Source organism: Bifidobacterium sp. WK041_4_12, from assembly GCF_041080795.1.
Classification (GTDB): Bacteria; Actinomycetota; Actinomycetes; order Actinomycetales; family Bifidobacteriaceae; genus Bombiscardovia; species Bombiscardovia aquikefiricola.
The window spans coordinates 2,336,639-2,359,920 of sequence record NZ_CP129674.1 but is presented as its reverse complement, the minus strand read 5'-3'; the positions used below and the strand labels follow the sequence as shown (position 1 = coordinate 2,359,920).

General features: G+C 52.7%; 17 protein-coding genes and 3 rRNA genes. 13 read left to right on the top strand and 7 right to left on the bottom strand.

Going from position 1 to position 23,282, the window contains the following annotated elements; all coding sequences use genetic code 11:
* Nucleotides 1-251 precede the first annotated feature (251 nt).
* Nucleotides 252-548: a type II toxin-antitoxin system YafQ family toxin gene (locus QN215_RS10060; protein ID WP_369344149.1), complete on the bottom strand. Its 297-nt coding sequence runs from the start codon at nt 546-548 to the stop codon at nt 252-254.
* A 5-nt stretch (nt 549-553) separates the two neighbouring features.
* The gene (locus QN215_RS10055) at nt 554-820 is read right to left on the bottom strand and encodes a type II toxin-antitoxin system RelB/DinJ family antitoxin (protein WP_404978495.1); all 267 of its coding nucleotides are present in this window, start codon (nt 818-820) and stop codon (nt 554-556) included.
* A 651-nt stretch (nt 821-1,471) separates the two neighbouring features.
* Here QN215_RS10055 and QN215_RS10050 point away from each other — a divergent pair.
* The 5 genes from QN215_RS10050 (at nt 1,472) to QN215_RS10030 (ending at nt 8,097) form a co-directional block, all read left to right on the top strand.
* A 16S ribosomal RNA gene (locus tag QN215_RS10050) occupies nt 1,472-2,994 on the top strand.
* 374 nt (nt 2,995-3,368) lie between these two features.
* Nucleotides 3,369-6,429 (top strand): 23S ribosomal RNA (locus QN215_RS10045).
* Nucleotides 6,430-6,597: 168 nt separating this feature from the next.
* A 5S ribosomal RNA gene (gene rrf / locus QN215_RS10040) occupies nt 6,598-6,714 on the top strand.
* Together the 16S, 23S and 5S rRNA genes form the textbook arrangement of a ribosomal RNA operon.
* 172 nt (nt 6,715-6,886) lie before the next feature.
* Complete coding sequence (locus QN215_RS10035; RefSeq protein ID WP_369344147.1) at nt 6,887-7,822, top strand: aldo/keto reductase family oxidoreductase; 936 nt, start codon at nt 6,887-6,889, stop codon at nt 7,820-7,822.
* Between the two features lie 26 nt (nt 7,823-7,848).
* On the top strand, nt 7,849-8,097 hold the full coding sequence (locus tag QN215_RS10030; RefSeq protein WP_369344146.1) for a hypothetical protein: 249 nt from the start codon (nt 7,849-7,851) through the stop codon (nt 8,095-8,097).
* 119 nt (nt 8,098-8,216) lie between these two features.
* Here QN215_RS10030 and QN215_RS10025 read toward each other — a convergent pair whose 3' ends face one another.
* Entirely contained in the window at nt 8,217-9,122 is a 906-nt protein-coding gene (locus QN215_RS10025) for a nitroreductase family protein (RefSeq protein WP_369344145.1), read from the bottom strand.
* Nucleotides 9,123-9,390: 268 nt separating this feature from the next.
* On the opposite strand from QN215_RS10025, the gene QN215_RS10020 reads away from it, so the two are divergent.
* The 4 genes from QN215_RS10020 (at nt 9,391) to QN215_RS10005 (ending at nt 14,091) form a co-directional block, all read left to right on the top strand.
* Nucleotides 9,391-10,641, top strand: a complete 1,251-nt coding sequence (locus QN215_RS10020) for an extracellular solute-binding protein (RefSeq protein WP_369344144.1) — start codon at nt 9,391-9,393, stop codon at nt 10,639-10,641.
* 215 nt (nt 10,642-10,856) lie between these two features.
* Nucleotides 10,857-12,272 (top strand): carbohydrate ABC transporter permease, encoded by a 1,416-nt coding sequence (locus tag QN215_RS10015; protein ID WP_369344143.1) that lies wholly within the window; start codon nt 10,857-10,859, stop codon nt 12,270-12,272.
* 44 nt (nt 12,273-12,316) lie between these two features.
* Nucleotides 12,317-13,228: a sugar ABC transporter permease gene (locus QN215_RS10010; protein WP_404978534.1), complete on the top strand. Its 912-nt coding sequence runs from the start codon at nt 12,317-12,319 to the stop codon at nt 13,226-13,228.
* Between the two features lie 8 nt (nt 13,229-13,236).
* Nucleotides 13,237-14,091: a hypothetical protein gene (locus QN215_RS10005; RefSeq protein WP_369344140.1), complete on the top strand. Its 855-nt coding sequence runs from the start codon at nt 13,237-13,239 to the stop codon at nt 14,089-14,091.
* Here the strand turns inward: QN215_RS10005 and QN215_RS10000 are convergent.
* From QN215_RS10000 to QN215_RS09990, 3 genes are all read right to left on the bottom strand, one after another.
* Nucleotides 14,085-15,668, bottom strand: coding sequence for an alpha-amylase family glycosyl hydrolase (locus QN215_RS10000; protein ID WP_369344139.1), 1,584 nt, complete (start codon nt 15,666-15,668; stop codon nt 14,085-14,087). The genes QN215_RS10005 and QN215_RS10000 overlap by 7 nt on opposite strands.
* Nucleotides 15,668-16,681 (bottom strand): LacI family DNA-binding transcriptional regulator, encoded by a 1,014-nt coding sequence (locus QN215_RS09995; RefSeq protein ID WP_369344138.1) that lies wholly within the window; start codon nt 16,679-16,681, stop codon nt 15,668-15,670. Before QN215_RS09995 ends, QN215_RS10000 begins: the two co-directional genes overlap by 1 nt.
* Before the next feature lie 229 nt (nt 16,682-16,910).
* Nucleotides 16,911-18,668 carry a glycoside hydrolase family 13 protein gene (locus QN215_RS09990; RefSeq protein WP_369344137.1) on the bottom strand — a complete coding sequence of 586 codons (1,758 nt, stop codon included), beginning with the start codon at nt 18,666-18,668 and terminating at the stop codon, nt 16,911-16,913.
* A 59-nt stretch (nt 18,669-18,727) separates the two neighbouring features.
* Here QN215_RS09990 and QN215_RS09985 point away from each other — a divergent pair, with 59 nt between their 5' ends.
* Nucleotides 18,728-19,069, top strand: coding sequence for a hypothetical protein (locus QN215_RS09985; protein ID WP_369344136.1), 342 nt, complete (start codon nt 18,728-18,730; stop codon nt 19,067-19,069).
* A gap of 14 nt (nt 19,070-19,083) precedes the next feature.
* On the opposite strand, the gene QN215_RS09980 is transcribed toward QN215_RS09985, so the two are convergent.
* Nucleotides 19,084-19,458: a DUF4235 domain-containing protein gene (locus QN215_RS09980; RefSeq protein ID WP_369344135.1), complete on the bottom strand. Its 375-nt coding sequence runs from the start codon at nt 19,456-19,458 to the stop codon at nt 19,084-19,086.
* A 44-nt stretch (nt 19,459-19,502) separates the two neighbouring features.
* Here QN215_RS09980 and QN215_RS09975 point away from each other — a divergent pair, with 44 nt between their 5' ends.
* The 3 genes from QN215_RS09975 (at nt 19,503) to grpE (ending at nt 23,232) form a co-directional block, all read left to right on the top strand.
* The gene (locus QN215_RS09975; RefSeq protein ID WP_369344134.1) at nt 19,503-20,201 is read left to right on the top strand and encodes a histidine phosphatase family protein; all 699 of its coding nucleotides are present in this window, start codon (nt 19,503-19,505) and stop codon (nt 20,199-20,201) included.
* 344 nt (nt 20,202-20,545) lie between these two features.
* The gene (gene dnaK, locus QN215_RS09970) at nt 20,546-22,444 is read left to right on the top strand and encodes a molecular chaperone DnaK (protein ID WP_369344133.1); all 1,899 of its coding nucleotides are present in this window, start codon (nt 20,546-20,548) and stop codon (nt 22,442-22,444) included.
* Nucleotides 22,444-23,232: a nucleotide exchange factor GrpE gene (gene grpE, locus QN215_RS09965; protein ID WP_369344132.1), complete on the top strand. Its 789-nt coding sequence runs from the start codon at nt 22,444-22,446 to the stop codon at nt 23,230-23,232. Before dnaK ends, grpE begins: the two co-directional genes overlap by 1 nt.
* Nucleotides 23,233-23,282: the final 50 nt, after the last annotated feature.

Below are 23,282 nucleotides of genomic sequence, written 5' to 3'. Positions count from 1 at the left end.
CACACAACTCAAAGAGCAACGCTAAGGCGTACAAAAGAGTATGGGTGTGGAAGCCAGAAAATATTGAACTTTATCCACGATGACGTGGAACATCTGCAAAGCACCTAGAAGAAACAAAGGCACCTGCAGCGTATTCTGACATAATGCACCTTATCGGTCGAAAGAGGTCTGCGCGTTTCAGTACACAGACCAGATACAATACTCAACTCTGCTAGCAAACATACCGAACAGTGCCATACCACATACGAATCTCAGATGCTCTTGAAGAGTTCATCATGAGAGCCCGTCCGTAAAAACACGACCATCTGATCATTCCTTTGCCAGATAAGCAGCCAGTCTCCTTCGTTGTGGATGTGGCATTCTGAGCAGTCTGACCATTGGCCGGTGAGCGCATGTGCACGATGGCGGGTGTGAAGCATGATCTTGGATTCGGCTGAATCCTCGATGATAAGTCTCATCACATCCTTCAACTTTGACATGTTTTTGTGTTTGCGCAGCAAACGCTTGACATCGCGCTTAAAACTTGAGGTGCTTTCGGATTGCAGCATAACCTTCAGATTCCCAAAGAGTCGAAGAGCTCTTCGGATGACTGTTTGCCAGGTGTATCCGAAGCGAGTATCGATCTACCCTCTTGTATTGATGCACGTGTTTCTTCATTGGGAACATCTGTGAGATGAAGGCTTACCGGAATACCTTGCTCACGAATCATCTGCTTGTAGAACATCCGCGTTGCAGCAGAAAGATCCGTACCCAGTTCCTCTGCGATTGCAGCCGCCTGTGCTTTCGTGTCACTATCCACTCGGATCGTTACTGAAGACATACCCATGGTCTTTTCACAACCTTTCTCTGTGCACAATCACATATTGACGTCAATTGTCTTACATTGTATAGCAATTGTTCGATATGGGACAGGGATTCCTCGTGGGGCTTCATAATGTGTTCCATCACCATATGTTCCATCACAGCAGAATGCACTAGGCGAGGTTTGGGCCGGATGCCAACAGAGTGCGTATGAACATATCGGTAGTGGGTCTGCATAGTGAAGACACGCCGAAAAGCTGTTTTTTCGAGCAATTTTAAGGATCCAAGCGTGAACAACGAGTCGGTAGCAGATGATTCCGCCTAAAACAACACGCCGACAAACCCTAATGATTGCAAGCTTTCGCTGCGAGTTGGAGATAAGCAATTTGCGCTGAAGTGAGATGACGTGTAAGTTTATCCCTTGCTGCCCGACAGCGAGAACAAATCTTCGAGATTGGTTCAAGGTGTTGGTGTGGTGGTGGTTTGAGAACTCAAGAGCGTATTTGTACTACTTTTTATAGTCAATTAATTGCCAGTTCGGCATGAGCCTGGTTTTGCTGGGTGTCTGGGAGGACTTAATGATTGCCGATTTTTTGTGTGGTTCGTTTTTTTTGACGAATCCGTCAATATGAATTATTTTTGAGAGTCGTTTTTGGCTCTTCATGGTTTTTTTGTGGAGGGTTTGATTCTGGCTCAGGATGAATGCTGGCGGCGTGCTTAACACATGCAAGTCGAACGGGATCCATCAAGCTTGCTTGGTGGTGAGAGTGGCGAACGGGTGAGTAATGCGTGACTAACCTGCCTCATACTCTGGAATAGCTCCTGGAAACGGGTGGTAATGCCGGATGTTCCGATTTTCCGCATGGATTTTCGGGAAAGTGTTAGCGGTATGAGATGGTGTCGCGTCCTATCAGCTTGTTGGTGAGGTAATGGCTCACCAAGGCTTTGACGGGTAGCCGGCCTGAGAGGGCGACCGGCCACATTGGGACTGAGATACGGCCCAGACTCCTACGGGAGGCAGCAGTGGGGAATATTGCACAATGGGGGAAACCCTGATGCAGCGACGCCGCGTGCGGGATGACGGCCTTCGGGTTGTAAACCGCTTTTAATTGGGAGCAAGCGAGAGTGAGTGTACCTTTTGAATAAGCACCGGCTAACTACGTGCCAGCAGCCGCGGTAATACGTAGGGTGCAAGCATTATCCGGAATTATTGGGCGTAAAGAGCTCGTAGGCGGTTTGTCACGCCTGGTGTGAAAGTCCATCGCTTAACGGTGGATCTGCGCCGGGTACGGGCAGGCTAGAGTGCAGTAGGGGAGACTGGAATTCCCGGTGTAACGGTGGAATGTGTAGATATCGGGAAGAACACCAATGGCGAAGGCAGGTCTCTGGGCTGTTACTGACGCTGAGGAGCGAAAGCATGGGGAGCGAACAGGATTAGATACCCTGGTAGTCCATGCCGTAAACGGTGGATGCTGGATGTGGGGCCCATTCCACGGGTTCCGTGTCGGAGCTAACGCGTTAAGCATCCCGCCTGGGGAGTACGGCCGCAAGGCTAAAACTCAAAGAAATTGACGGGGGCCCGCACAAGCGGCGGAGCATGCGGATTAATTCGATGCAACGCGAAGAACCTTACCTAGGCTTGACATGTTTCGGATCGCTCCAGAGATGGGGCTTCCCTTCGGGGCCGATTCACAGGTGGTGCATGGTCGTCGTCAGCTCGTGTCGTGAGATGTTGGGTTAAGTCCCGCAACGAGCGCAACCCTTGCCTTGTGTTGCCAGCACGTTATGGTGGGAACTCACAAGGGACCGCCGGGGTTAACTCGGAGGAAGGTGGGGATGACGTCAGATCATCATGCCCCTTACGTCTAGGGCTTCACGCATGCTACAATGGCCGGTACAACGAGATGCGACATGGCGACATGGAGCGAATCTCTGAAAACCGGTCTCAGTTCGGATTGGAGCCTGCAACTCGGCTCCATGAAGGCGGAGTCGCTAGTAATCGCGAATCAGCAACGTCGCGGTGAATGCGTTCCCGGGCCTTGTACACACCGCCCGTCAAGTCATGAAAGTGGGTAGCACCCGAAGCCGGTGGCCTAACCTTTTTGGGGGGAGCCGTCTAAGGTGAGACTCGTGATTGGGACTAAGTCGTAACAAGGTAGCCGTACCGGAAGGTGCGGCTGGATCACCTCCTTTCTACGGAGAATATTGCTACCGTGTGTAGCGAACGAGCCTATGGGTCATCATGTTGGTGGCCGCGTGGGCATGCTGGCGTGGAACGGTGATTGGCTTTCGTGCAGATACGCTTTTGGGCTCCCGGATTGCCACTCGGCGATTCGAGGCCTTCTGGGGTGCTTCGTTCCTTGTGGATGGGGTGGCCTGGTGGTGCCGTGGTGGCTTGAGAACTGGATAGTGGACGCGAGCAAGCAGGGTTTTTCCCTGTTTGCTGTATATTTCAGACCGAACTCCGTTTGGAGTTTGTGTCGATCGTTTGTGATCAATTAGTGTGATGATTTGTTGTCTGGGAATTTGCTAGTAGAGGCTTGTGACAGTGCATATGTTTGTGCGTATGTGTTGCTTGCAAGGGCATATGGTGGATGCCTTGGCAGATAGAACCGATGAAAGACGTATGAGGCTGCGATAAGCCTCGGGGAGCCGCCAACAGGGCTTTGATCCGAGGATTTCTGAATGTGGAAACACACCGCCCGTCATGGGGTGGTACCGCTTTATGCGGGGGCTACGCAGGGAAGTGAAACATCTCAGTACCTGCAGGAAAAGATATTCCGTGAGTAGTGGCGAGCGAAAGCGGATCAGGCTAAACCGAGTGCGCGTGATAGCTGTCAGGCGTTGCGCATTGGGTGTCGTGGGAAGATGTGTCCGGTTGCTGACATGGCCGGCGGCAGTGATAAAGCAGTGTGATAGACGAACAGGATTGAAGACCTGGCCGTAGAGGGTGATGGCCCCGTAGTTGAAGACATGCTGCCTGTCGATCGTTTCTCCCAAGTAGTACGGAACTCGAGGAATTCCGTGCGAATCTGTCCAGACCGTTGGATAAGCCTAAATATTTCTATCTGACCGATAGCGTACGAGTACCGTGAGGGAAAGGTGAAAAGTACCCCGGGAGGGGAGTGAAATAGTTTCTGAAACCATGTGCTTACAAACCGTCGGAGCCTTTCGGGGTGACGGCGTGCCTATCGAAAAATGAGTCTGCGAGTCAGTGATATGTGGCGAGGTTAACCCGAGTGGGGCAACCGTAGCGAAAGCGAGTCTTAAAAGGCGTTTTAGTCGCATGTCCTGGACCCGAAGCGGGATGATCTAGCCCTGAGCAGGTTGAAGCGTGGGTAAGACTGCGTGGAGGACCGAACCCACTTAGGTTGAAAACTGAGGGGATGACTTGGGGTTAGGGGTGAAAGGCCAATCAAATTCCGTGATAGCTGGTTCTCTCCGAAATGCATTTAGGTGCAGCGTCGCTTGATTACTTCCAGGGGGTAGAGCTACTGGATGCTTGCGGGCCCGTATAGGGTACTAACAGCAACCAAACTCCGAATACCTGTGAAGCGTATTGCGGCAGTGAGTCTGCGGGGGATAAGCTTCGTAGTCAAAAGGGAAACAGCCCAGATCGTCGTCTAAGGTCCCTAAGCGTGTGCTAAGTGGGAAAGGATGTGGAGTCGCATAGACAGCCAGGAGGTTGGCTTAGAAGCAGCCACCCTTGAAAGAGTGCGTAACAGCTCACTGGTCTAGTGGTTCCGCGCCGACAATGTAGCGGGGCTCAAGCACACCACCGAAGACGCGGCATCGGCCCTTGTGGCTGATGGGTAGGAGAGCGTTCCGTACGGGGCGAAGCGGCGAGGGAACTCGGCCGTGGACTGTACGGAAGTGAGAATGCAGACATGAGTAGCGAAATGGGAGTGACAATCTCCCACGCTGGATGACTAAGGGTTCCAGGGCCACGTTCATCGTCCCTGGGTTAGTCGGGTCCTAAGGCGAGGCCGACAGGCGTAGTCGAATGGATGAAGGAGTTGATATTCTCCTACCGGCTTTGAATCGCCCAATCCGAGATTTGGAGTACTAAGGTCCCGTGTCGTCTGATGCAGCCTTCGGGCTGTGGATGGCGTCATGGTTCCGACCTTTCCTTACAGTAGGACAGCACAGGAGTGACACAGAATGGTAGCCGGCTGCGGAGGTGGTATTCCGTGGTCAAGCACGCAGGATGCCCGGTAGGCAAATCCGCCGGGTGCAAGTCCGAGGTGTGATGATGGGAGCTTTCTAGCTCGAATCCGGTGATCCAGGCTGTCAAGAAAAGCTTCGGTGCTAGATTCATAGCCGCCCGTACCCTAAACCAACACAGGTGGTCAGGTAGAGAATACCAAAGCGATCGAGAGAATCCTGGTCAAGGAACTCGGCAAATTACTCCCGTGCCTTCGGTATAAGGGAGACCCGTCCTGGTGGACTCCTTCACGGAGCGAGCTGGAGCGGGTGGCACAGACCAGGGGGTAGCGACTGTTTACCAAAAACACAGGTGCATGCGAAGACGAAAGTCGCTGTATATGCACTGACGCCTGCCCGGTGCCGGAAGGTTAAGAGGATCCGTCAGCTTCGGCGAAGCGGTGAATTTAAGCCCCGGTAAACGGCGGTGGTAACTATAACCATCCTAAGGTAGCGAAATTCCTTGTCGGGTAAGTTCCGACCTGCACGAATGGCGTAACGACTTCCCCACTGTCTCGACCAGGAGCTCGGCGAAATTGCAGTACGAGTAAAGATGCTCGTTAAGCGCAGAAGGACGAAAAGACCCCGGGACCTTTACTATACCTTGGTATTGGTATTAGGTGCGAACTGTGTAGCATAGGCGGGAGACTTCGAAGCTTGGGCGCCAGCCTGGGTGGAGTCGACAATTGAAATACCGCTCTGTTCTCATTTGATATCTAACCTCGATGTGTTATCCACATCAGGGACAGTGCCTGGCGGGTAGTTTAACTGGGGCGGTTGCCTCCTAAAGAGTAACGGAGGCGCTCAAAGGTTCTCTCAGCCCGGTTGGCAATCGGGTGTTGAGTGTAATTGCACAAGGGAGCTTGACTGTGAGACTGACAGGTCGAGCAGGGACGAAAGTCGGAAATAGTGATCCGGTGCCGGTGTACGGACGCGGCATCGCTCAACGGATAAAAGGTACCCCGGGGATAACAGGCTGATCATTCCCAAGAGTCCATATCGACGGGATGGTTTGGCACCTCGATGTCGGCTCGTCGCATCCTGGGGCTGTAGCAGGTCCCAAGGGTTCGGCTGTTCGCCGATTAAAGCGGCACGCGAGCTGGGTTCAGAACGTCGTGAGACAGTTTGGTCTCTATCCTCTGCGCTCGTTGGAATTTTGAGGAGTCCTGCCCATAGTACGAGAGGACCTGGGTGGACGAACCTCTGGTATGCCAGTTGTCGCGCCAGCGGCACGGCTGGTTAGCTACGTTCGGAAGGGATAACCGCTGAAAGCATCTAAGCGGGAAGCCTTCTCCAAGATAAGAATTCCGTGAGACCTTCGAGTCTCTGAAGACTCCATGTAGATTACATGGTTGATAGGCCGGATGTGGAAGACCCGCAAGGGTCGGAGCTGACCGGTACTAACAGTCGAAAGGCAATCATACTCCATTCATCTTCTAGGATGGGTGGGTGTGCAGGTCCTTCTGGCATCATCTCGGCGACAAGGAGCACTTGTTGACTGCAGCGATCGATGAAATAGCAAAGCGTCCACTGTCCGGTTCCCAAGCGACCACAGTCCCATGCCCCTTGAAAGGGTGTGGATAATCAAAGATTTGCGGCGACCATAGCCTAGGGGAAACGCCCAGTTCCATTCCGAACCTGGAAGCTAAGACCTAGCACGGCGATGGTACTGCACTCGTTAGGGTGTGGGAGAGTAGCACGTCGTCGCTTCACACGATACGGGCCTCGGGTAGAGCACAGCTCCCCGAGGCCCACACATATCCAAAAACAACCACGAACTGGACTTCTTTAGCTGAGTGAATATTTTTTATCTCCCTTATACCTGAAGGCAAGGCTGCCGATAAGGTTGAACCGAATAGTTGATACTCATGAGGGAGAAACAATGAAGTTTATGAATCTTGGCACAACCGGCGTGCACGCTTCGCGCACAGCGCTTGGTGTGATGCGCATTGCTGACAAATCTCAGGATGAAGCGGACGCAGTGGTGAAGGCGGCTTTGGATGGCGGCATCAACTTCTTTGATACCGCTGATGTATATGCCGGTGGAGAGAGTTCTCGAACATTCGGTCGTTCTCTGGTAAATCTTGGAATTGCTCGTCGCGATGTTGTGCTGGAGACCAAGTTTGGTATTTCGCGCAACGACGAAGGACATATAACAGGCTATGACTTTTCCAAGAAGCACCTTATCGCTGCACTTGATAAGGAACTTGAGAACCTGCAGGTCGATTATGTTGACTTTGCGTTGCTTCACAGACCAGATACCTTGGTTGATCTTGATGAACTGGCTGATGCCTTCCAAACTTTGCGCAATGCTGGCAAAGTACACCACTTTGGCGTGAGCAACGTCAATCCTGGTCAGATTGACCTACTCCAGAGTGCACTTGATGAGAAGCTCGAGGTCAACCAGCTGCAGTTCGGGCTTGGACACACAGGCATGGTGCAGCAAGAGATGCATGTCAACATGAATGATCCCGCAAGCGTGGATCACGATGGCGGGATCATTTCTTATTCCCGCCTGCATAAGATGACGATTCAGGCATGGAGCCCATTCCAGTACGGATTCTTTGAAGGTGTATTCCTAGGCAGCCCTAAGTTCCCTGAACTCAATGCGAAGCTTAATGAGCTGGCACACCAGTACGGCGTGGATATTAGCGCTATCGCTGTGGCATGGATTCTGCGCCATCCAGCGCGCATGCAGGTGCTATTGGGCTCGATGACTCCTTCTCGACTGACCAAGATGCTCGCGGGCGCTGATGTTGAGCTTACGAGGCAGGAATGGTATGACCTCTATACTTCTGCGGGCAACGACCTGCCGTAATAGGAACTCCGGCCTACGATAGCGGTATGCACTTTTTCACTCCACAACGATGCCAGACAACGTCGAAGATCATGTATCACGATAAGGCAATGGCTGAGCGTGCGGCTGACCAGAGTTTCGTCAGCCGCGGGGTGAGATTATGGGTGTACCAATGCGAATATTGCAGCACATGGCATCTGACGAGCCGAGACCCAGCGACAACGTTGCCGCATCACCACATTGAGCGTTCACGAAAGCCTCATTCTCGCAAACGTGGTTATAAGCCGAGATGGTAATACGAGTTTTGCGGCAATTCTCAAGTATGCATGCCAATAATGTGCCGTTCTTCGCCGTTGTTTCAACGTTCTGATGCTTTTGTACTGTGGAATTGCCGCAAAACTCGTTATCGCTCGCGTTATTGCTCGCGCGGTGTGACGTCAAAGCCCTGTTTCGGGGCAAAGGTCATGATGTCGTTCAGCTTCGATGGCTGTGTCGAAGCGATTCTCTTGATTTGCGCGCTGAATGCATCGACTGGACGGTCGGCTTGGCGTAGATCGTAGTATTGATGCACCGTGCTATCAAAATCCTTGAGTGATTGGTCAAATCCAGGGTCATTGAAATCGGATGGGTATTGATTGTCAAAGAACTGCATGGATCGGGGCATACGAGGCTTGAGGCTTGGCTTCTGCGCAGGCTTGCCAAGCGCAAGGCCCAGCACGGGGAAGGTGAATTGTGGCAAGTGCAGCAGAGTGATCAGTCTATCGAGATCGTTCAGCACGGAGCCGAGAATAACACATCCAAGACCCAAAGATTCAGCTGCGGTCTCCATCGCATGAAGAGCAAGAACGGCATCGTTCTGAGCCTGAATGAAGCGGTAGCTGGCCCTCAGACTCAAGTCTTCAGACGTGATGTCAATCCCCTGTTTAGCTGCAATCGCAGCATTGCGCCGCTGGTCGAGTATGAATACGTAGAGTAGCGGAGCTTCGGCGATATACGTCTGATTGCCGATGGCGGCCAACTCCGCTTTGATGGTGGGATCGGTGATTCTCACAGCAGACCAGGCATTAAGGAACTGGCTGCTCGCCGCACGCTGTGCCGCTCGTTCGATCAGATCCGTTGTTTCCTTGGGAATGGGTGTTGGCTCAAAGCGACGTATTGATCTGCGGTTGAGCAGGGTGTCGATGGTGTCGTTGTTCCCGACAGCGTGGCTACGCTCTTCGGGTTGTTCCTCCTGCAGAGGCTCGGAGACACCTACCTTGCTTGAGACAGATGTTGGAACTTCTTCGGAAGACGAGGATATGAAATCGTTTGTTGCGCTCATTCAATACATTGTGCCAAGCTTTCATGAAGAAAGGGTTTCAATTTATAGGAATTCATCTCTGAACGAAGTGTTCGATAGTGAGTCAAACCCTTCAGAGCATATATGCAATGACAAGGTTTGCATGAAACAAAACATAGAAATTCATAGCTAGTGAAGTTGCAAATTTTGCATAAAATACGTTACCATTGATAACGGTTGCAGACATGGTCGTCTCGATGGAATGCAGGTATTGATTCCACAACCAGTACACAACGATATTGAGAGGTCAATGATGACTGATTTCAAAAAAATAGGTGGCTTGGGGATTGCTGCTGCCATGTTGATTGGTCCACTTGCAGCATGCGGATCTTCTTCAGCTTCGAGTAGTTCAAGTTCAACGGGCACATCTAACGTACAGTTGACGGTTTGGGCACCACAGGAAGATCAACAGAACGCTTCTTCGTGGCTTCCAACCCTCGAAGCATCTTTTGCAAAAGCACACCCGGAGTATAAAATTACTTGGAAGAATTCAGTGGTGTCAGAGGGTGATGCAGGTACAACCGTGAAGCAGGATCCCAGCGCTGCTGCAGACGTGTATATGTTTTCGAATGATCAGCTGGGAACCCTCGTCTCTGCTGATGCGATTGGTGAACTCAGCGATTCTGCGCTCGCACAGGTGAAGAAGCAGAATTCGAAGCAGATGCTCACCTCTGTCACTCAAGGTGGCAAGGTGTACGGAGTTCCCTATACCGGCAACACATGGTTCATGTATTACAACAAGAGCAAGTTTTCCGCGAATGATGTCAGTTCCCTTGATGCAATGCTGAAGAAGGGAAAGGTTTCGTTCCCAATCACCAATTCCTGGTATTTGCCCGCCTTTTACCTTGGCAACGGAAATACGCTGTTTGGCAAGAACGGTACTGATTCCAAAGCTGGAGTCGATTTCTCAGGGTCCAAGGCTAGCGATGTGACGAAGTATCTGGTGAGCTTGTCTAAGAATCCGAACTTTGTCTCTGATGCCAATGGTTCGGGACTTGCAGGATTGGGCAATGGCTCGGTCGATGTGCTGTTCTCAGGTTCTTGGGATTCAGAAAACGTCAAGAAAGCCTTGGGAGATAACTACGCAGCGGCGCAGCTTCCAAAGTATGACCTCAATGGCAAGTCGGTCCAGATGGAGGCATTCGCAGGATCAAAGGCGGTCGCGTACAATCCGAACACCAAGTACCCCCAGGCAGCATCGGAGTTTGCCGCGTACCTTGGCAGCTCACAGGCTCAGAAGCTTCATTACACGATGCGCGGCATTATACCTTCTGACCAAAGTCTGCTGAAGGATAAGGCGATTACCGCAGACCCAGTTGCAGTTGCTCAGAATGACACGATTAACGCAACATCGATTCTGCAACCCACCGTTGCAGCCATGTCAAACTTCTGGACACCTGCGGAGAACTTCGGTAAGGCCATCATGAACGGCGATGTCACGGCAGAGAATGCTGTCGCAAAAACAGAAGCTTGGAATTCGGCTTATTCCAACACCAAGTGATGTTCAGGAATTGAACTCAGCCAATTGTATATGGACTGCATGCAATCCATATACAATTGGCTGACCGTCGTCTTGCAGCAGCGCTGTCTTTCGGTGCTGAAGAGGGCAAAAGCCTCTTACCTGAGTCGGGGATAGCGCCGCTGCACCTTCTGCAGTGCTTCGCAGCAGGGCAGTCAGAATTGTCATACCAGTCACGAATGTTATCTGGAGGGTTCATGTCGGTAACTATTGAATCACGTGAGATAGTGCAGCCTTCGCCCAAGCTGCACAAGAGAAAGAAAGACTTCATCCAGCCTTCTCCATATTCATTTTCCAAAGGAATGAGCCAAGGGAACACGGCGACCCGACTGTCCCTCCTCATCTTTGGACTGGGCAACGTAGCTCATCGCCAATTTGCCAAAGGAATCATGTTCTTTGCGCTGGAGATGGGATTCATCTATTTCATGGTTGTACAAGGCTTCTCGAAGATCAAGGCATTGATAAAGCTTGAAGGTTCTGGTCAGACCAAAACTAAGGTGAATGGCTTCTGGGTCTACCAGGCTGGCCATCCGTCGGTTGTCATTCTTCTGTACGGGATTTCCTCAATCGTTCTGTGCGTGGTCTTCCTGGTCTTGGCTTGGGTCGCCGTTCGAAGCGCATATAAGGCGCAGCTTGTCGCTGCAGAGAATGACGGCAAGGTGCCGAGCTTGGTGCAGGACGTGCGCAGCTTGAGCAACGTGAATGTCCAAACCTTGCTGATGTCTCTGCCGACAGCTGGGATAATCATCTTCACCGTTCTGCCCCTCGTTTTCATGATCACGATGGCATTCACGAGCTATGATTCCAACCATGTCACTCGGTTCGGTTGGGTTGGACTGCAAAATTTTGCCAGGGTGCTTGGTAACGGCGCTGGCGACGTCAACATCCAACTGTTCATGTCGGTTTTGGCGTGGACGCTGGTGTGGGCTTTCTTCGCGACCTTCCTGAACTACTTCCTCGGCATGTTCATGGCCATGGTCATTAATCGCAAAGGTACGAAGCTCAAGGGATTCTGGCGTGCATCGTTCTCCATGTCCATTGCCGTACCGCAGTTCGTTTCGCTGCTCGTCATGAACACGATGCTGCAGCCGACAGGTGCCATCAATCGTCTGCTTCAACAATGGGGTTGGATCGATACGGCATTGCCATTCTTTACCGATGCGAATTGGGCACGAGTGACCGTCATTCTGATCAATCTCTGGGTTGGCATTCCGTATACGATTATGCAGGTCACTGGAATTTTGCAAAACATTCCAGGTGAACTGTATGAAGCGGCACGTCTTGATGGTGCAAATTCTTGGCAGCTATTCAGAAATGTGACGATGCCATACATGTTCTTTGTGATGACGCCATATCTGATTACGACGTTCACGGCCAATGTGAATAACTTCAACGTCATCTATCTGTTGTCAAACGGCGATCCGACACCTGTCGGAGCATCTGCAGGCAAGACCGATCTTCTTATCACATGGCTGTACAAGCTGACTGTGGATAAAAGCAATTACAACCTCGGTGCCGTTATCGGCATTCTGACTTTTATCGTACTTGCCGTGGTCTCACTTGTGGCATACAGAAGCAGCGGTTCATACAAGAATGAGGAGGGATTCCAGTGAACAGGACAAGCAAGCATTCACAGAGCAATGTGACCGGCAAATCAATGGAGAACTCAGTGAATGAGACCATAGGTCTGGCGCAACGCAAGCATCTGGAATTATTCACGTCCACTCGAACCCAGCGGATTGTCGGTGATGTGGCAACGCATGTGTTTCTGACAGTCATGGCCGTTATTTGGCTCGCGCCGATCATCTGGGTGCTCGCAGAGAGCTTCAATCAGAATACGGCACCATATTCTTCGACCTTCTTTCCGTCGAAATATACGCTGAATAACTACAAGGAATTGTTCATGCAGACCGATGTGCTGAACTTTCCCAGAATGTTCATGAATACGCTGATCATCGCGATTTTCACCTGCATCATCAGCACCTTCTTCGTGCTCAGCGTTGCATTCTGCATGAGTCGTCTGCGCTTCAGATTCCGCAAGCCCTTCATGAACATCGCGCTGATTCTTGGCATGTTTCCGGGAATCATGGCAGTCGTGGCGATCTATTTCATCTTGAAGGCGCTTGGACTTACCAGTGGCGGGATGACGAACATTGCCTTGATTATCGTGTACTCGGCGGGCAGTGGTGCCGGCTTCTATGTGATGAAGGGATATATGGATACGATTCCGATGTCGCTAGACGAGGCTGCCTACATTGATGGGTGTACGAGATGGCAAGTGTTCACGAAGATCGTGATTCCCGTCGCGCGACCGATGATCGTGTATCAAGCAATCGTAGGGTTCCTGACCCCATGGCTTGACTTTGTACTGGCGAAAGCCATTGCACGAACGCAGGAGAATTATACGGTGTCTCTGGGGTTGTGGATGATGCTGCAGAAGGAATACATCCAGGATTGGTATGCGCGATTCGCGGCGGGCGCGGTGTGTGTTTCAATCCCCATTGCACTGCTGTTCATCGTGATGCAGCGCTTCTATCAGGAGTCGATGTCTGGCTCAGTAAAGGGTTAAGAAGTCTGATGAGTGGAATGAAACGCTATCCAGATGCAATGGACCATGGTTCTCGAAGCGCAAAGGGCGCAACGAATCGCCGTTTTCGAGGATTCGGTTCATTGCAGCTGGGTAGTGTTGCACTGCTTCTTATTGCTTCTGGTCTGCTGAGTTCTTCGATCATGGTGCCAACGTTAGGCAATTTGGAGAAGTCGCCGGTGGGTGCGTTGACGCTTGCTCTGGTGTTGGAGGTCATGTCCTGGTGTGCGCTGCCGATGATCGCATGGATGCTTGTGGCATGGCTGCGCTCGGTCAACGGTTTGGCAGATGCTCAGCCTGCGGCTGCTCGACGTGCCAAGTTGATTGGCTTGATTCTGACAACAGTGGTCGCCGTCGTAAGCGAAGTGCCATACGATCTGGCAAATTCAGGTAAGGTGTGGGACTTCGATTCGCAGAATCCCGCTTGTGCGTTGCCTATCTCGTTGCTTGTTCTGGTTATTCTTGAGGCGATTGCATCCCCCTCGAATCACACATTGAGCACAGCCCAGACAATGATGGTGCGCGTGGTCATTGTTGGTGCGGGCTTGGCTTGGATGTGGCTGCTCAACGTGGATGTACGACTTGGAATCATGCAGGGTGGAGTGCTGTTTCTGCTCTATTGCCTCGTCTTCCACTTTCTTGCTCGTCATGAGAACACGATGATGCTGTTGGCAACCCTTGTTGGGCTTGTCGGTTTCATGATTCCATCGCTTGGGCTGCTTGCCGTTCACTTTCGCAGGAACGAGCAGGAGGCTGAGAACTCCAGGAATCGCCTGTATATTTACCTTCTGGCCGCGTACGCGTTGATTCTTGTCGTGTTCGTTCTCGCCAGATGGGTTCACTGAGACAGGATGGCAAAGCTTGACGGTTCCAGCGTGACGGAAACGTCGGTTAACGTCGCCCTGCGCCCCTCCACCAGGGTAGGGCGGTGGTCGAAGGAAAGTGCGCCGTAGTTGAGCTCCTGCACGGTGTCCCCGGCATTCAGGGCAATGACGAGAGACCCTAAGGCCTCTCCACGACGATATGCGAATGTCTTGCTGTCATGGGGAGCTGCAACCACGCTGAACGCCGCATCTGCATTGAGCGAACTACTGGCATGACGAAGCGAGATAAGTCTTTTCACCATGTTGAGAAGCGACTTTGGATCGCTGTTCTGTGATTCAACAGTTGGAGCATCGGGAGACGGGTCGGTGGGCAGATAGAGAGCGCTGGGATCCGCGGTCGAGAAGCCACGGTTGCGACCGGCGTTCCACTGCATTGGAGTCCTCGATCCCGTTCTGTGATATCCGCCTTCCAGACTTTGCAGATGTTGATATCTCATGCCAATTTCATCGCCGTAATAGATGAATGGGATTCCTGGCATGGTTAGGAACATGGCATATGCGACTGCGATTTCGTCGGGGTCCAGACGAGGTGCCAGCCTTGGTGAATCGTGATTGCCTGTGATGAAGCAAAAGGCACCTTGACCCTCCACCCTGTAGTATTGCGGGAGATAGTCAGCTAGAAATGGGGCGATTGTCGTTGGGCTGCTGCGTGCGAAGAAGCTCATGTCAGCGTTTCTGCTCAGCGGATCGTCGGTGTTACGTACAAGGAAGCTGTATCCGTTCGGCTTGCCATTCCAACGCCAATCAAGATAGAAGTCCATATCAAAGCCCGCCTTGAAGGCCTGCCATGGTCGACCCCACTCTGCGACAAAGGCGGCATCGGGGAATTCCTTGCGAATGGGTCTGAGCATCTGCTGCCACACGCGAATAGTGCCGCTTTTCTCGCCATCATCTTTTTTGACCAGCGAGTCTGCCATATCGACGCGGAACCCGTCGCATCCACGAGAAAGCCAGAAACGCATGACGCTCATCATCGCATCTTTTGTCGAATTGGCAGCGGGAGAGTCCGGGGATTGTTGCCAGGCGTATGAGCGTGAGCCAAAACCATAGTTCAGTGCTGGCTGGCTTTTGAAGAAGTTCAGGATATACGCGGCATCGCGCGGACTTTCACCGCTGATGAAGGGCATGCCGTCCGCGTTGTCGAAGATTCCGTTGGTCCAGATGTAACGGTCTGAATACGCATTGGCTTCGGGCTGTTTGCTCTGGACAAACCACGCGTGTTCCTCGCTCGTATGACCAGGGACCAAGTCAAGTAATACGCGCATGCCCAGCTGATGTGCGCGTTCAAACAGCAGTTCCAGATCGTCATTGCTGCCGTAGCGAGGCGCTACTGTGGTGTAATCGCGCACATCGTATCCACCATCCTTGAATGGCGAATCGAAACAGGGATTGAGCCATAACGCATTGCAGCCCAGACTCCGAATATATTCCAGTTTGTTGATAATCCCCGGAATGTCACCAATGCCATCGCCGTTCGAGTCGGAGAAACTCTGTGGATATATTTCATAGAATATTGCAGTTCGCAGCCAGGGCAGCATCAGGATACCTGCCTTGCAACGCCTGTGCTGGAGCGGAGAATGAGCTGCGGAGTGAAGATGCGCTGTGCACTTTCAATGTGCTCGTCGTTCAGCAGTTCCAAGGTCATCTCAGCAGCCAGTTTCGCCATGCTCAGCGGATCCTGCCGCATCGTGGTGAGCCCTATGTCTTCGGCGAAAGTGCTGTCATCGAATCCGATGATCGAAATGTCCTCTGGGACTCTGACGCCGCTACGTTTCAATTGAAATATGAGTGGGACTGCAATGCTGTCTTCCTGACACACGATTGCAGTCGGCAAGGAATCCATTGCAATGATTTGCGACACGATATCGGCAATCTGATTGCGCGGCTGAAGAGACATGATGATGTGAGGTTGGGGGAGTGACTGTTTCTTGCAGAGCTCCATGAACGTTTCCTTGCGCTGTTGAACGCTGAAGAACAACGAGTTAGCGGTTTGCGTCTGCACGTAGGTCAACTGTCGGTGCCCGAGTGAAATCAGGTGCTTGACGGCAATAGCTTCCCCTTGGCTGTCGTCAATCGATACTGAAGCCGAGAATGCGTTCGTGCTGGCCGAGTTGATGCCGATTAGAGGGACGCGGAGGGAGCTGAGACGCGCAACTTCGTTGTCATCAACGTCGAAGGAGCTGACGATAACTGCATCAGCGTTGCTGCGGGTCGGCAAAGTGTCGAAGAAGACCTTGCGATCCTGACGACTGTTGATCTGAAAGATTGAAAGATCGTATCCCGCTGGATGAAACACGTCGTTGAGGCCTTCGCTCACCGTTGCGTTGAACCATGAACTGCTGCGACCGCTGAGCAGTAGCGCAATGCGGAGCGACATCCCTGATTTCAGTGCTGCCGCAGAACGTGAAATTGAAAAATTCAGTTCATCCGCAATCCGTATGACCGTTTTACGAGTTGCCGCCGAAACCATCTCTGGATGGGTGAATGCCCGTGAAACCGTTGAGATGGATACGCCCGCCTTGGTGGCGACATCATGAATGGTTGCGCTCATTGCTCACTCTCTATCTCAAATCGAAACGTCGTCAAATCTCTGTACTCCATTATTATGACGTTGCTGCATAAATAACAGCGTTGCCGAATAACGACATTGCCGAATAACAATGCTGCAGCACGGCAACGATGCTCCGCTGCATTGCCATGCTGAACTTCTCTCGTGTCTGAAGATCGGCCCAGCCACTGAGTTTACTCGCCACGGTATCAAAACTTGCAAGTTTTCGACTCTAGTCGGCTATCCAAACGGTTACGTCCTGTGGAATCATCCCGTGCGGTGTCAGTGCGTGCGAGCTGAGCAGGATTGTTCCCTTTGCAGCTTCGATGGCTTCCGCCCCGAAGTTGGTTATGGATACGATGCGATTGAAGCCGCTCCCTTCGGCTGCCTTTCGGGAATAAGCGATCACCTGGTCACCGTAATCAAGCCAATCAATCGTGGTGAGCTGGGTCGGGGTGAGCAATTGAGCGCGCAACTTCAGGCATTTTCGATAGAGGGTGAGCATCGAGTCAGGATCGCCATCCTCGCGATTCACGGCGAAATCCTTGAACCATAGCGGTTGTGGAAGGTGCGGGTCAGCGGCGGGTGAACCGTCAGGCCTGCTGCTTGGGGAAAACCCGAATGATGCCCCTGTCCCGAATGATTCATCCCATCCGGCTTCATGCGGAAGATCGTTGGAATCCCAAGGCAGCGGTACGCGGCAACCGTCACGTCCCTTATCGGTAAAGTTATTGCGCGTCCTGAATGGCGTAGGATCTTCCAGTCGATCCCACGCGATGTTGGCGACCTCGAACAGTCCAAGCTCTTCGCCCTGATACACATACACGGAGCCGGGGAGCGCGGTTTCCATCATGATTGCCGCCCTCGCCCGTGTGGTGCCAAGCTTTCGATCCTCGTAGTAGCTACTGCCGTCGCGCAGAATCCAGTCCTTGGCGAGCTGATGATGTGCTCTGCTCGCAATCTGCGGCAGACCGTAGCGTGATGCGTGGCGTGGAACATCGTGATTGCTCATAACCCATGTTGGAGTGGACCCAGACCGTTCCGCTGCCTTGAGTCCTTCGACAATGGCTGCGCGCATGTCAGAGCGGTTCCAGTTTGCCTTTGCAAATTCAAAGTTGAAGACCTGACCGAGTTCGTCGGGTGAAGCGTACAGATACTGATGCTCGGGAACAACCCATGCTTCCCCAACGGCAAAGCGATGCGGCGTGTATTCGTTGAATACATGTCGCCATTCGCGATAGATGTCGTGAACCTGCGCACGATCCCAGAGCGGATGCGTGCCATCGTGGTTCAGCGAATCGTGGACAGTCCAGCGGGAGAGGTCCGTCATGGATGCCCCGTCAAGCTTCTTCGCCAAACCGTGCGCGACATCGACGCGAAAACCGTCAGCTCCATGGTCGGCCCAGAAGCGCAAAGTCTTCTTGAACTCTTCGTGTACCTCTGGATTGTTCCAGTTCAGGTCCGGCTGTTCCTTCGCGAAGATGTGCAGATACCATTGGCCGTCATCAACGCGTTCCCAGGCTGATCCGCCGAAGAGCGACTCCCAGTTATTCGGAGGCAGTTCGCCGTGAGTGCCAGCGCCTTCCTTGAATATATAGCGCTCGCGGGCAGCGGATCCACGGCCATCCGCAAGAGCTTGCTTGAACCAGATATGGTCATTGGATGTGTGATTGGGAACGATGTCTACAACAATCTTGATGCCGGCCTTGTGAGCGGCAGCTTCCATCGCATCAAAGTCCGTCATTGTGCCGAGTCGCGGATCCACGTTTCGGTAATCGATGATGTCGTATCCTCCATCGGCCAGAGCTGATGGATAGAACGGAGAGAGCCAGATGGCATCGACACCGAGATCTTTCAGATACGGAATGTTTTCGGTGACCCCGGCAATGTCGCCCAGACCGTCGCCGTTGACATCCTTGAAGCTTCGCGGATATATCTGATACACCACGGCCTGCTTCCACCAGTCATCTCTCAGATTGTTGTCTGTCATGGTCTTTCCCCTCGTAGGCAGTTTCGACGTTGTCGCATGATACGAAAAGGACGCAGAAAATGGGATGTGCGAACCTCATCGTTCATGGTGAATCGTCTGTTATCGTGATTGCGATCCAGACTGACAACGATAGCATTATCTATGGGATTTATTCAAATTATATCCATAAAAATATATTGTTATCGGATATACAACGTTTGCAGAGAATCCTGCTGCGCGCCTTTGTTTTCCAAGATATGGCCCGGTTTTGTGGCAACGCTTCCCTGCGCTGGGATTTTGAGCTTCACGGCAAGCGCATATGCAAGCAGCCCGTGCCGAGAAAGGGCACGGGCTGCATGCATAGGCGCGAGGACTTTGCTATATCCGCTCGGCGTTGGCGCTATTGCTTGGTGGTTGCTTGATACTTGCTTGACGCTTACTTCGTGCCGCCGCGCTTATGCTGGCGGTGCTTCACGAATGCGGCTGAACCGATGCCGGAAAATTGCTGAACTGCGCTGGATATCGCGGCCGAAAGGCCCGAGAAGAGGATGGTCATAAGAATGCCCTGTCTGTCGTCATCCACGCCATCTTCGGAGTTCTTGGTGGTCTTGTTCCAAAACATCTTGAACAGTTGACCAATGATCATTGCTGCAACCGCTGGTATCAGCATCTTGATGAGCTTATCCCCAACTGTTTCGGGGTCATTCTCGACTTGTTTACGCATATCGTTGACCTTACTGTCGATGGTTCCCAACTGAGTGCCGACCTTATCTGCCAGGTCCTTGAGCTTTGCCTCATCTGAATCCTTCATGCGGCCATTATTCCACATTCAGTGTTGGAGAGTACAGTATAGACATGGCAGAATCCGTATTTATCGGTAGCAAAGTCGCATCGAACTCGGGGCTCATCGTTCTTTTGCGCCATGGTCAGACTGCATGGAGCCTTTCCGGCCAACACACGGGACGCACCGACATTCCTCTTACGGTGGAAGGCGAGAGACAGTCCGTGGCAGCGGGGAAACGACTGCGAGCGGTTTTCGCTGACCGCGCTCCCGAATATGTATTCAGCAGTCCTCTCAAACGTGCGCGCCAAACCGCCCTGTTTGCAGGATTGCATACGACCCGTCTTCTTGACGACCTTATGGAATGGGATTACGGCCCTGCAGAAGGGCGCACCCGTACCGATATCCGCAATGCCAACGGTAAGGAATGGAATCTGTGGCATCAGGGCACCGAAGGAATCACCCGCGAGTTGCTGGGTGAATGGGAAACGACGCTTCCCAGCGGTGAGCGAATCACCGTTCGCAACGGAGAAGGCGAAACGCTCAAGCAGGTGGCCAGGCGCGCACAGGGTGTTGTCGATGCCATCGAACCGTTGGTGAACGATGGCCAGATGGTTGTTTTGGTTGCCCATGCCCATATTCTGCGCATTCTGACCACATGCTGGCTTGGGCTTGATCCATCTGCTGCTCGTCTCCTGAGAATGGACACTGCCCATTTTTCAACGCTTTCGCAGTATAAGGGCGATAATGTGATACAGGTTTGGAATCAATGACGCACCAAGGCGCTTGCGAAGACGCGTGAACCGGATGCTTCTTCCACGCGTTGTGCGGATCGGCCTCGTGCTTATCCACTCGATCAGGATCGGCTTATGTGGTGGGCTGATATCCATGGAAGCTCTTTCTTGGCACCTTCATGCCAAATTCTTTCAATTCTGGCGATTTTTTCCACGAGATGGGAATAATAGTTTGCGTTCAGAACTTGAGTGATGTAGGCTCAAGTTTTGGAAGGGCTGTTGGGGTGAGCTTCGACAGCTGGTCGAGAACATGAGCGGGAAACCGTAGAACAGGCATTGCGCCAGAACCGCAATGCACAACGACAACAGAAGGAATACATAACATGGCACGTGCAGTAGGCATCGATCTGGGAACCACAAATTCCTGCATTGCAACGCTCGAAGGTGGAGAGCCAACAGTAATCGTAAACGCAGAAGGCGCTCGCACCACGCCATCGGTCGTTGCATTCAGCAAGTCCGGTGAGATTCTCGTGGGCGAAGTTGCCAAGCGTCAGGCAGTCACGAACGTTGACCGCACCATCAGCTCGGTCAAGCGTCATATGGGCACTGACTGGACCGTAGACATTGACGGCAAGAAGTGGACTCCTCAGGAGATTTCCGCACAGATCCTTATCAAGCTCAAAAGAGACGCAGAAGCATATCTGGGCGGCCCGGTGACCGATGCGGTTATCACCTGCCCTGCATACTTCAACGATGCTCAGCGTCAGGCAACCAAGGATGCCGGCAAGATCGCAGGATTGAACGTTCTGCGTATCATCAACGAGCCAACTGCGGCAGCGCTGGCTTACGGCCTTGAAAAGGGCAAGGAAGACGAGCGCATTCTGGTCTTCGATCTCGGTGGTGGCACCTTCGATGTGTCCCTGCTTGAGATTGGCAAGGATGACGATGGCTTCTCGACCATTCAGGTTCAGGCAACCAACGGTGATAACCGTCTTGGTGGCGACGACTGGGATCAGAAGATCATCGACTGGCTCGTCGGTGAAGTCAAGAACAAGTATGGAGTCGATCTTGCCAAGGACAAGATTGCACTGCAGCGCTTGAAGGAAGCCGCAGAACAGGCCAAGAAGGAACTCAGTTCCTCGACTTCGACCAACATTTCGATGCAGTACCTGGCAATGACCCAGGACGGCACTCCAGTGCACCTGGACGAGACGCTGACACGCGCGCACTTCGAAGAGATGACTTCGGATCTGCTTGGTCGCTGCCGCACACCGTTCAACAACGTGCTCTCCGATGCAAACATCTCAGTCAAGGACATCGACCATGTCGTGCTCGTTGGCGGTTCAACCCGTATGCCAGCCGTGCAGGAGCTCGTCAAGGAGCTTACCGGCGGCAAGGAAGCCAACAAGTCCGTCAACCCTGATGAGGTTGTGGCCGTTGGCGCAGCCGTGCAATCCGGCGTTATCAAGGGCGACCGCAAGGACGTGCTCCTGATCGATGTGACGCCATTGAGCCTTGGCATCGAGACCAAGGGCGGCATCATGACCAAGCTGATCGACCGCAACACCGCAATTCCTACCAAGCGTTCGGAAGTCTTCTCAACCGCTGAGGACAATCAGCCAAGCGTGCTGATTCAGGTCTATCAGGGTGAACGTGAGTTCGCTCGCGACAACAAGCCGCTCGGAACCTTCGAGTTGACCGGCATCGCTCCAGCTCCACGTGGCGTGCCACAGGTCGAGGTCACCTTCGATATCGATGCCAACGGCATTGTGCACGTTTCCGCAAAGGACAAGGGCACAGGCAAGGAACAGTCGATGACGATCACCGGTGGCTCCGGTCTGCCAAAGGACGAGATTGACCGCATGGTCAAGGAGGCCGAGGCTCACGAAGGCGAAGACAAGCAGCGTCGTGAAGATGCGGAAACCCGTAACAATGCAGAATCCTTCGCATACCAGACTGAGAAGCTCGTCAACGACAACAAGGCCAAGCTTTCCGATGACGTCGCCAAGGAAGTCACTGACAAGGTGAATGCCTTGAAGGAAGCCCTCAAGGGTGACGACATCGAAAAGATCAAGTCCGCCCAAGAAGAGCTGACCACTTCTGCACAGAAGATCGGCGAGGCACTGTACTCGCAGCAGCAGGCGGCCGGTGCGGCCGGTGCAGCGGGCGCTGCAGGTGCTGGCGCTGGTCAGGCTTCCAGCAATGGGGCTTCGTCCGACGATGACGATGTTGTAGATGCCGAGGTCGTTGACGACGACGACAAGAAGAAGGATGGCGAGTGATGTCCGATTTCGATAAGGACGATTACTTGCGCAATATGGAAGATGTCGAGTCGTTGAAGAACGGCCCGGCATCTGCCGGTAAGTCGGGGCATGGCGCCGATGAAGGATCCCAGACGCCAGCTTCCAGCGATGCGCCTAGCGCTGCAGCGGATGATGCTGCCGAAGGACCATCGCCAGAAGCGGGAACGAACGTAGATCCCAACGCGCCTTCAACCGGTTCAGACAATGCAAAGTCCTCCGATGACATGGGCTCAGGAGACGAGAAATCCGAATCGGCCAAATCCGACAAGGGTGACGATTCCAAGCAGTCCGATTCATCAGCCACAGCAGATACCGACGACGGGGAGTTGACGCCATTGGGCAAGGCAAAGAAGGAAGCTGCAGAATATCTCGAAGCGTTGCAGCGTGAGCGTGCAGAGTTCGTGAACTATCGCAATCGCGCGTTGAAGGAGCAGACATTGTTCCGTCAGCATGGCATCACCGATGTCTTGACGGCTCTGCTCCCAGCACTCGACGACATTGATCGCATCAAGGAACACGGCGAGATTGACGATTCCTTCAAAGCTGTTTCGACCAAGATCGATGCAACCTTCAAGAAGTTTGGCGTCGAGAAGTTCGGCGAAAAGGGCGAGGACTTCGATCCGACCAAACATGAGGCAATCTTGCACAAAGCTGATGCCGATGCTGAGAAGGAAACCGTGGATACCGTCGTAGAGGCTGGATATCGAATGGGTGATCGTGTGATCCGTGCAGCTCGCGTTGTGGTTTCATCCCCGAAGGAGCAGTGACGGCGGCGAAACATCATCACACAGCATTGAGCTCACGTCAAACAGTCCAC

Excerpts from the sequence above, each read along its gene's own strand:
- QN215_RS10060 (WP_369344149.1), bottom strand. The coding sequence starts at position 548 with ATGCTGCAATCCGAAAGCACCTCAAGTTTTAAGCGCGATGTCAAGCGT.
- QN215_RS10055 (WP_404978495.1), bottom strand. The coding sequence starts at position 820 with ATGTCTTCAGTAACGATCCGAGTGGATAGTGACACGAAAGCACAGGCG.
- QN215_RS10035 (WP_369344147.1), top strand. The coding sequence starts at position 6,887 with ATGAAGTTTATGAATCTTGGCACAACCGGCGTGCACGCTTCGCGCACA.
- QN215_RS10030 (WP_369344146.1), top strand. The coding sequence starts at position 7,849 with ATGCACTTTTTCACTCCACAACGATGCCAGACAACGTCGAAGATCATG.
- QN215_RS10025 (WP_369344145.1), bottom strand. The coding sequence starts at position 9,122 with ATGAGCGCAACAAACGATTTCATATCCTCGTCTTCCGAAGAAGTTCCA.
- QN215_RS10020 (WP_369344144.1), top strand. The coding sequence starts at position 9,391 with ATGATGACTGATTTCAAAAAAATAGGTGGCTTGGGGATTGCTGCTGCC.
- QN215_RS10015 (WP_369344143.1), top strand. The coding sequence starts at position 10,857 with ATGTCGGTAACTATTGAATCACGTGAGATAGTGCAGCCTTCGCCCAAG.
- QN215_RS10010 (WP_404978534.1), top strand. The coding sequence starts at position 12,317 with ATGGAGAACTCAGTGAATGAGACCATAGGTCTGGCGCAACGCAAGCAT.
- QN215_RS10005 (WP_369344140.1), top strand. The coding sequence starts at position 13,237 with ATGAGTGGAATGAAACGCTATCCAGATGCAATGGACCATGGTTCTCGA.
- QN215_RS10000 (WP_369344139.1), bottom strand. The coding sequence starts at position 15,668 with ATGCTGCCCTGGCTGCGAACTGCAATATTCTATGAAATATATCCACAG.
- QN215_RS09995 (WP_369344138.1), bottom strand. The coding sequence starts at position 16,681 with ATGAGCGCAACCATTCATGATGTCGCCACCAAGGCGGGCGTATCCATC.
- QN215_RS09990 (WP_369344137.1), bottom strand. The coding sequence starts at position 18,668 with ATGACAGACAACAATCTGAGAGATGACTGGTGGAAGCAGGCCGTGGTG.
- QN215_RS09985 (WP_369344136.1), top strand. The coding sequence starts at position 18,728 with ATGGGATGTGCGAACCTCATCGTTCATGGTGAATCGTCTGTTATCGTG.
- QN215_RS09980 (WP_369344135.1), bottom strand. The coding sequence starts at position 19,458 with ATGAAGGATTCAGATGAGGCAAAGCTCAAGGACCTGGCAGATAAGGTC.
- QN215_RS09975 (WP_369344134.1), top strand. The coding sequence starts at position 19,503 with ATGGCAGAATCCGTATTTATCGGTAGCAAAGTCGCATCGAACTCGGGG.
- dnaK (WP_369344133.1), top strand. The coding sequence starts at position 20,546 with ATGGCACGTGCAGTAGGCATCGATCTGGGAACCACAAATTCCTGCATT.
- grpE (WP_369344132.1), top strand. The coding sequence starts at position 22,444 with ATGTCCGATTTCGATAAGGACGATTACTTGCGCAATATGGAAGATGTC.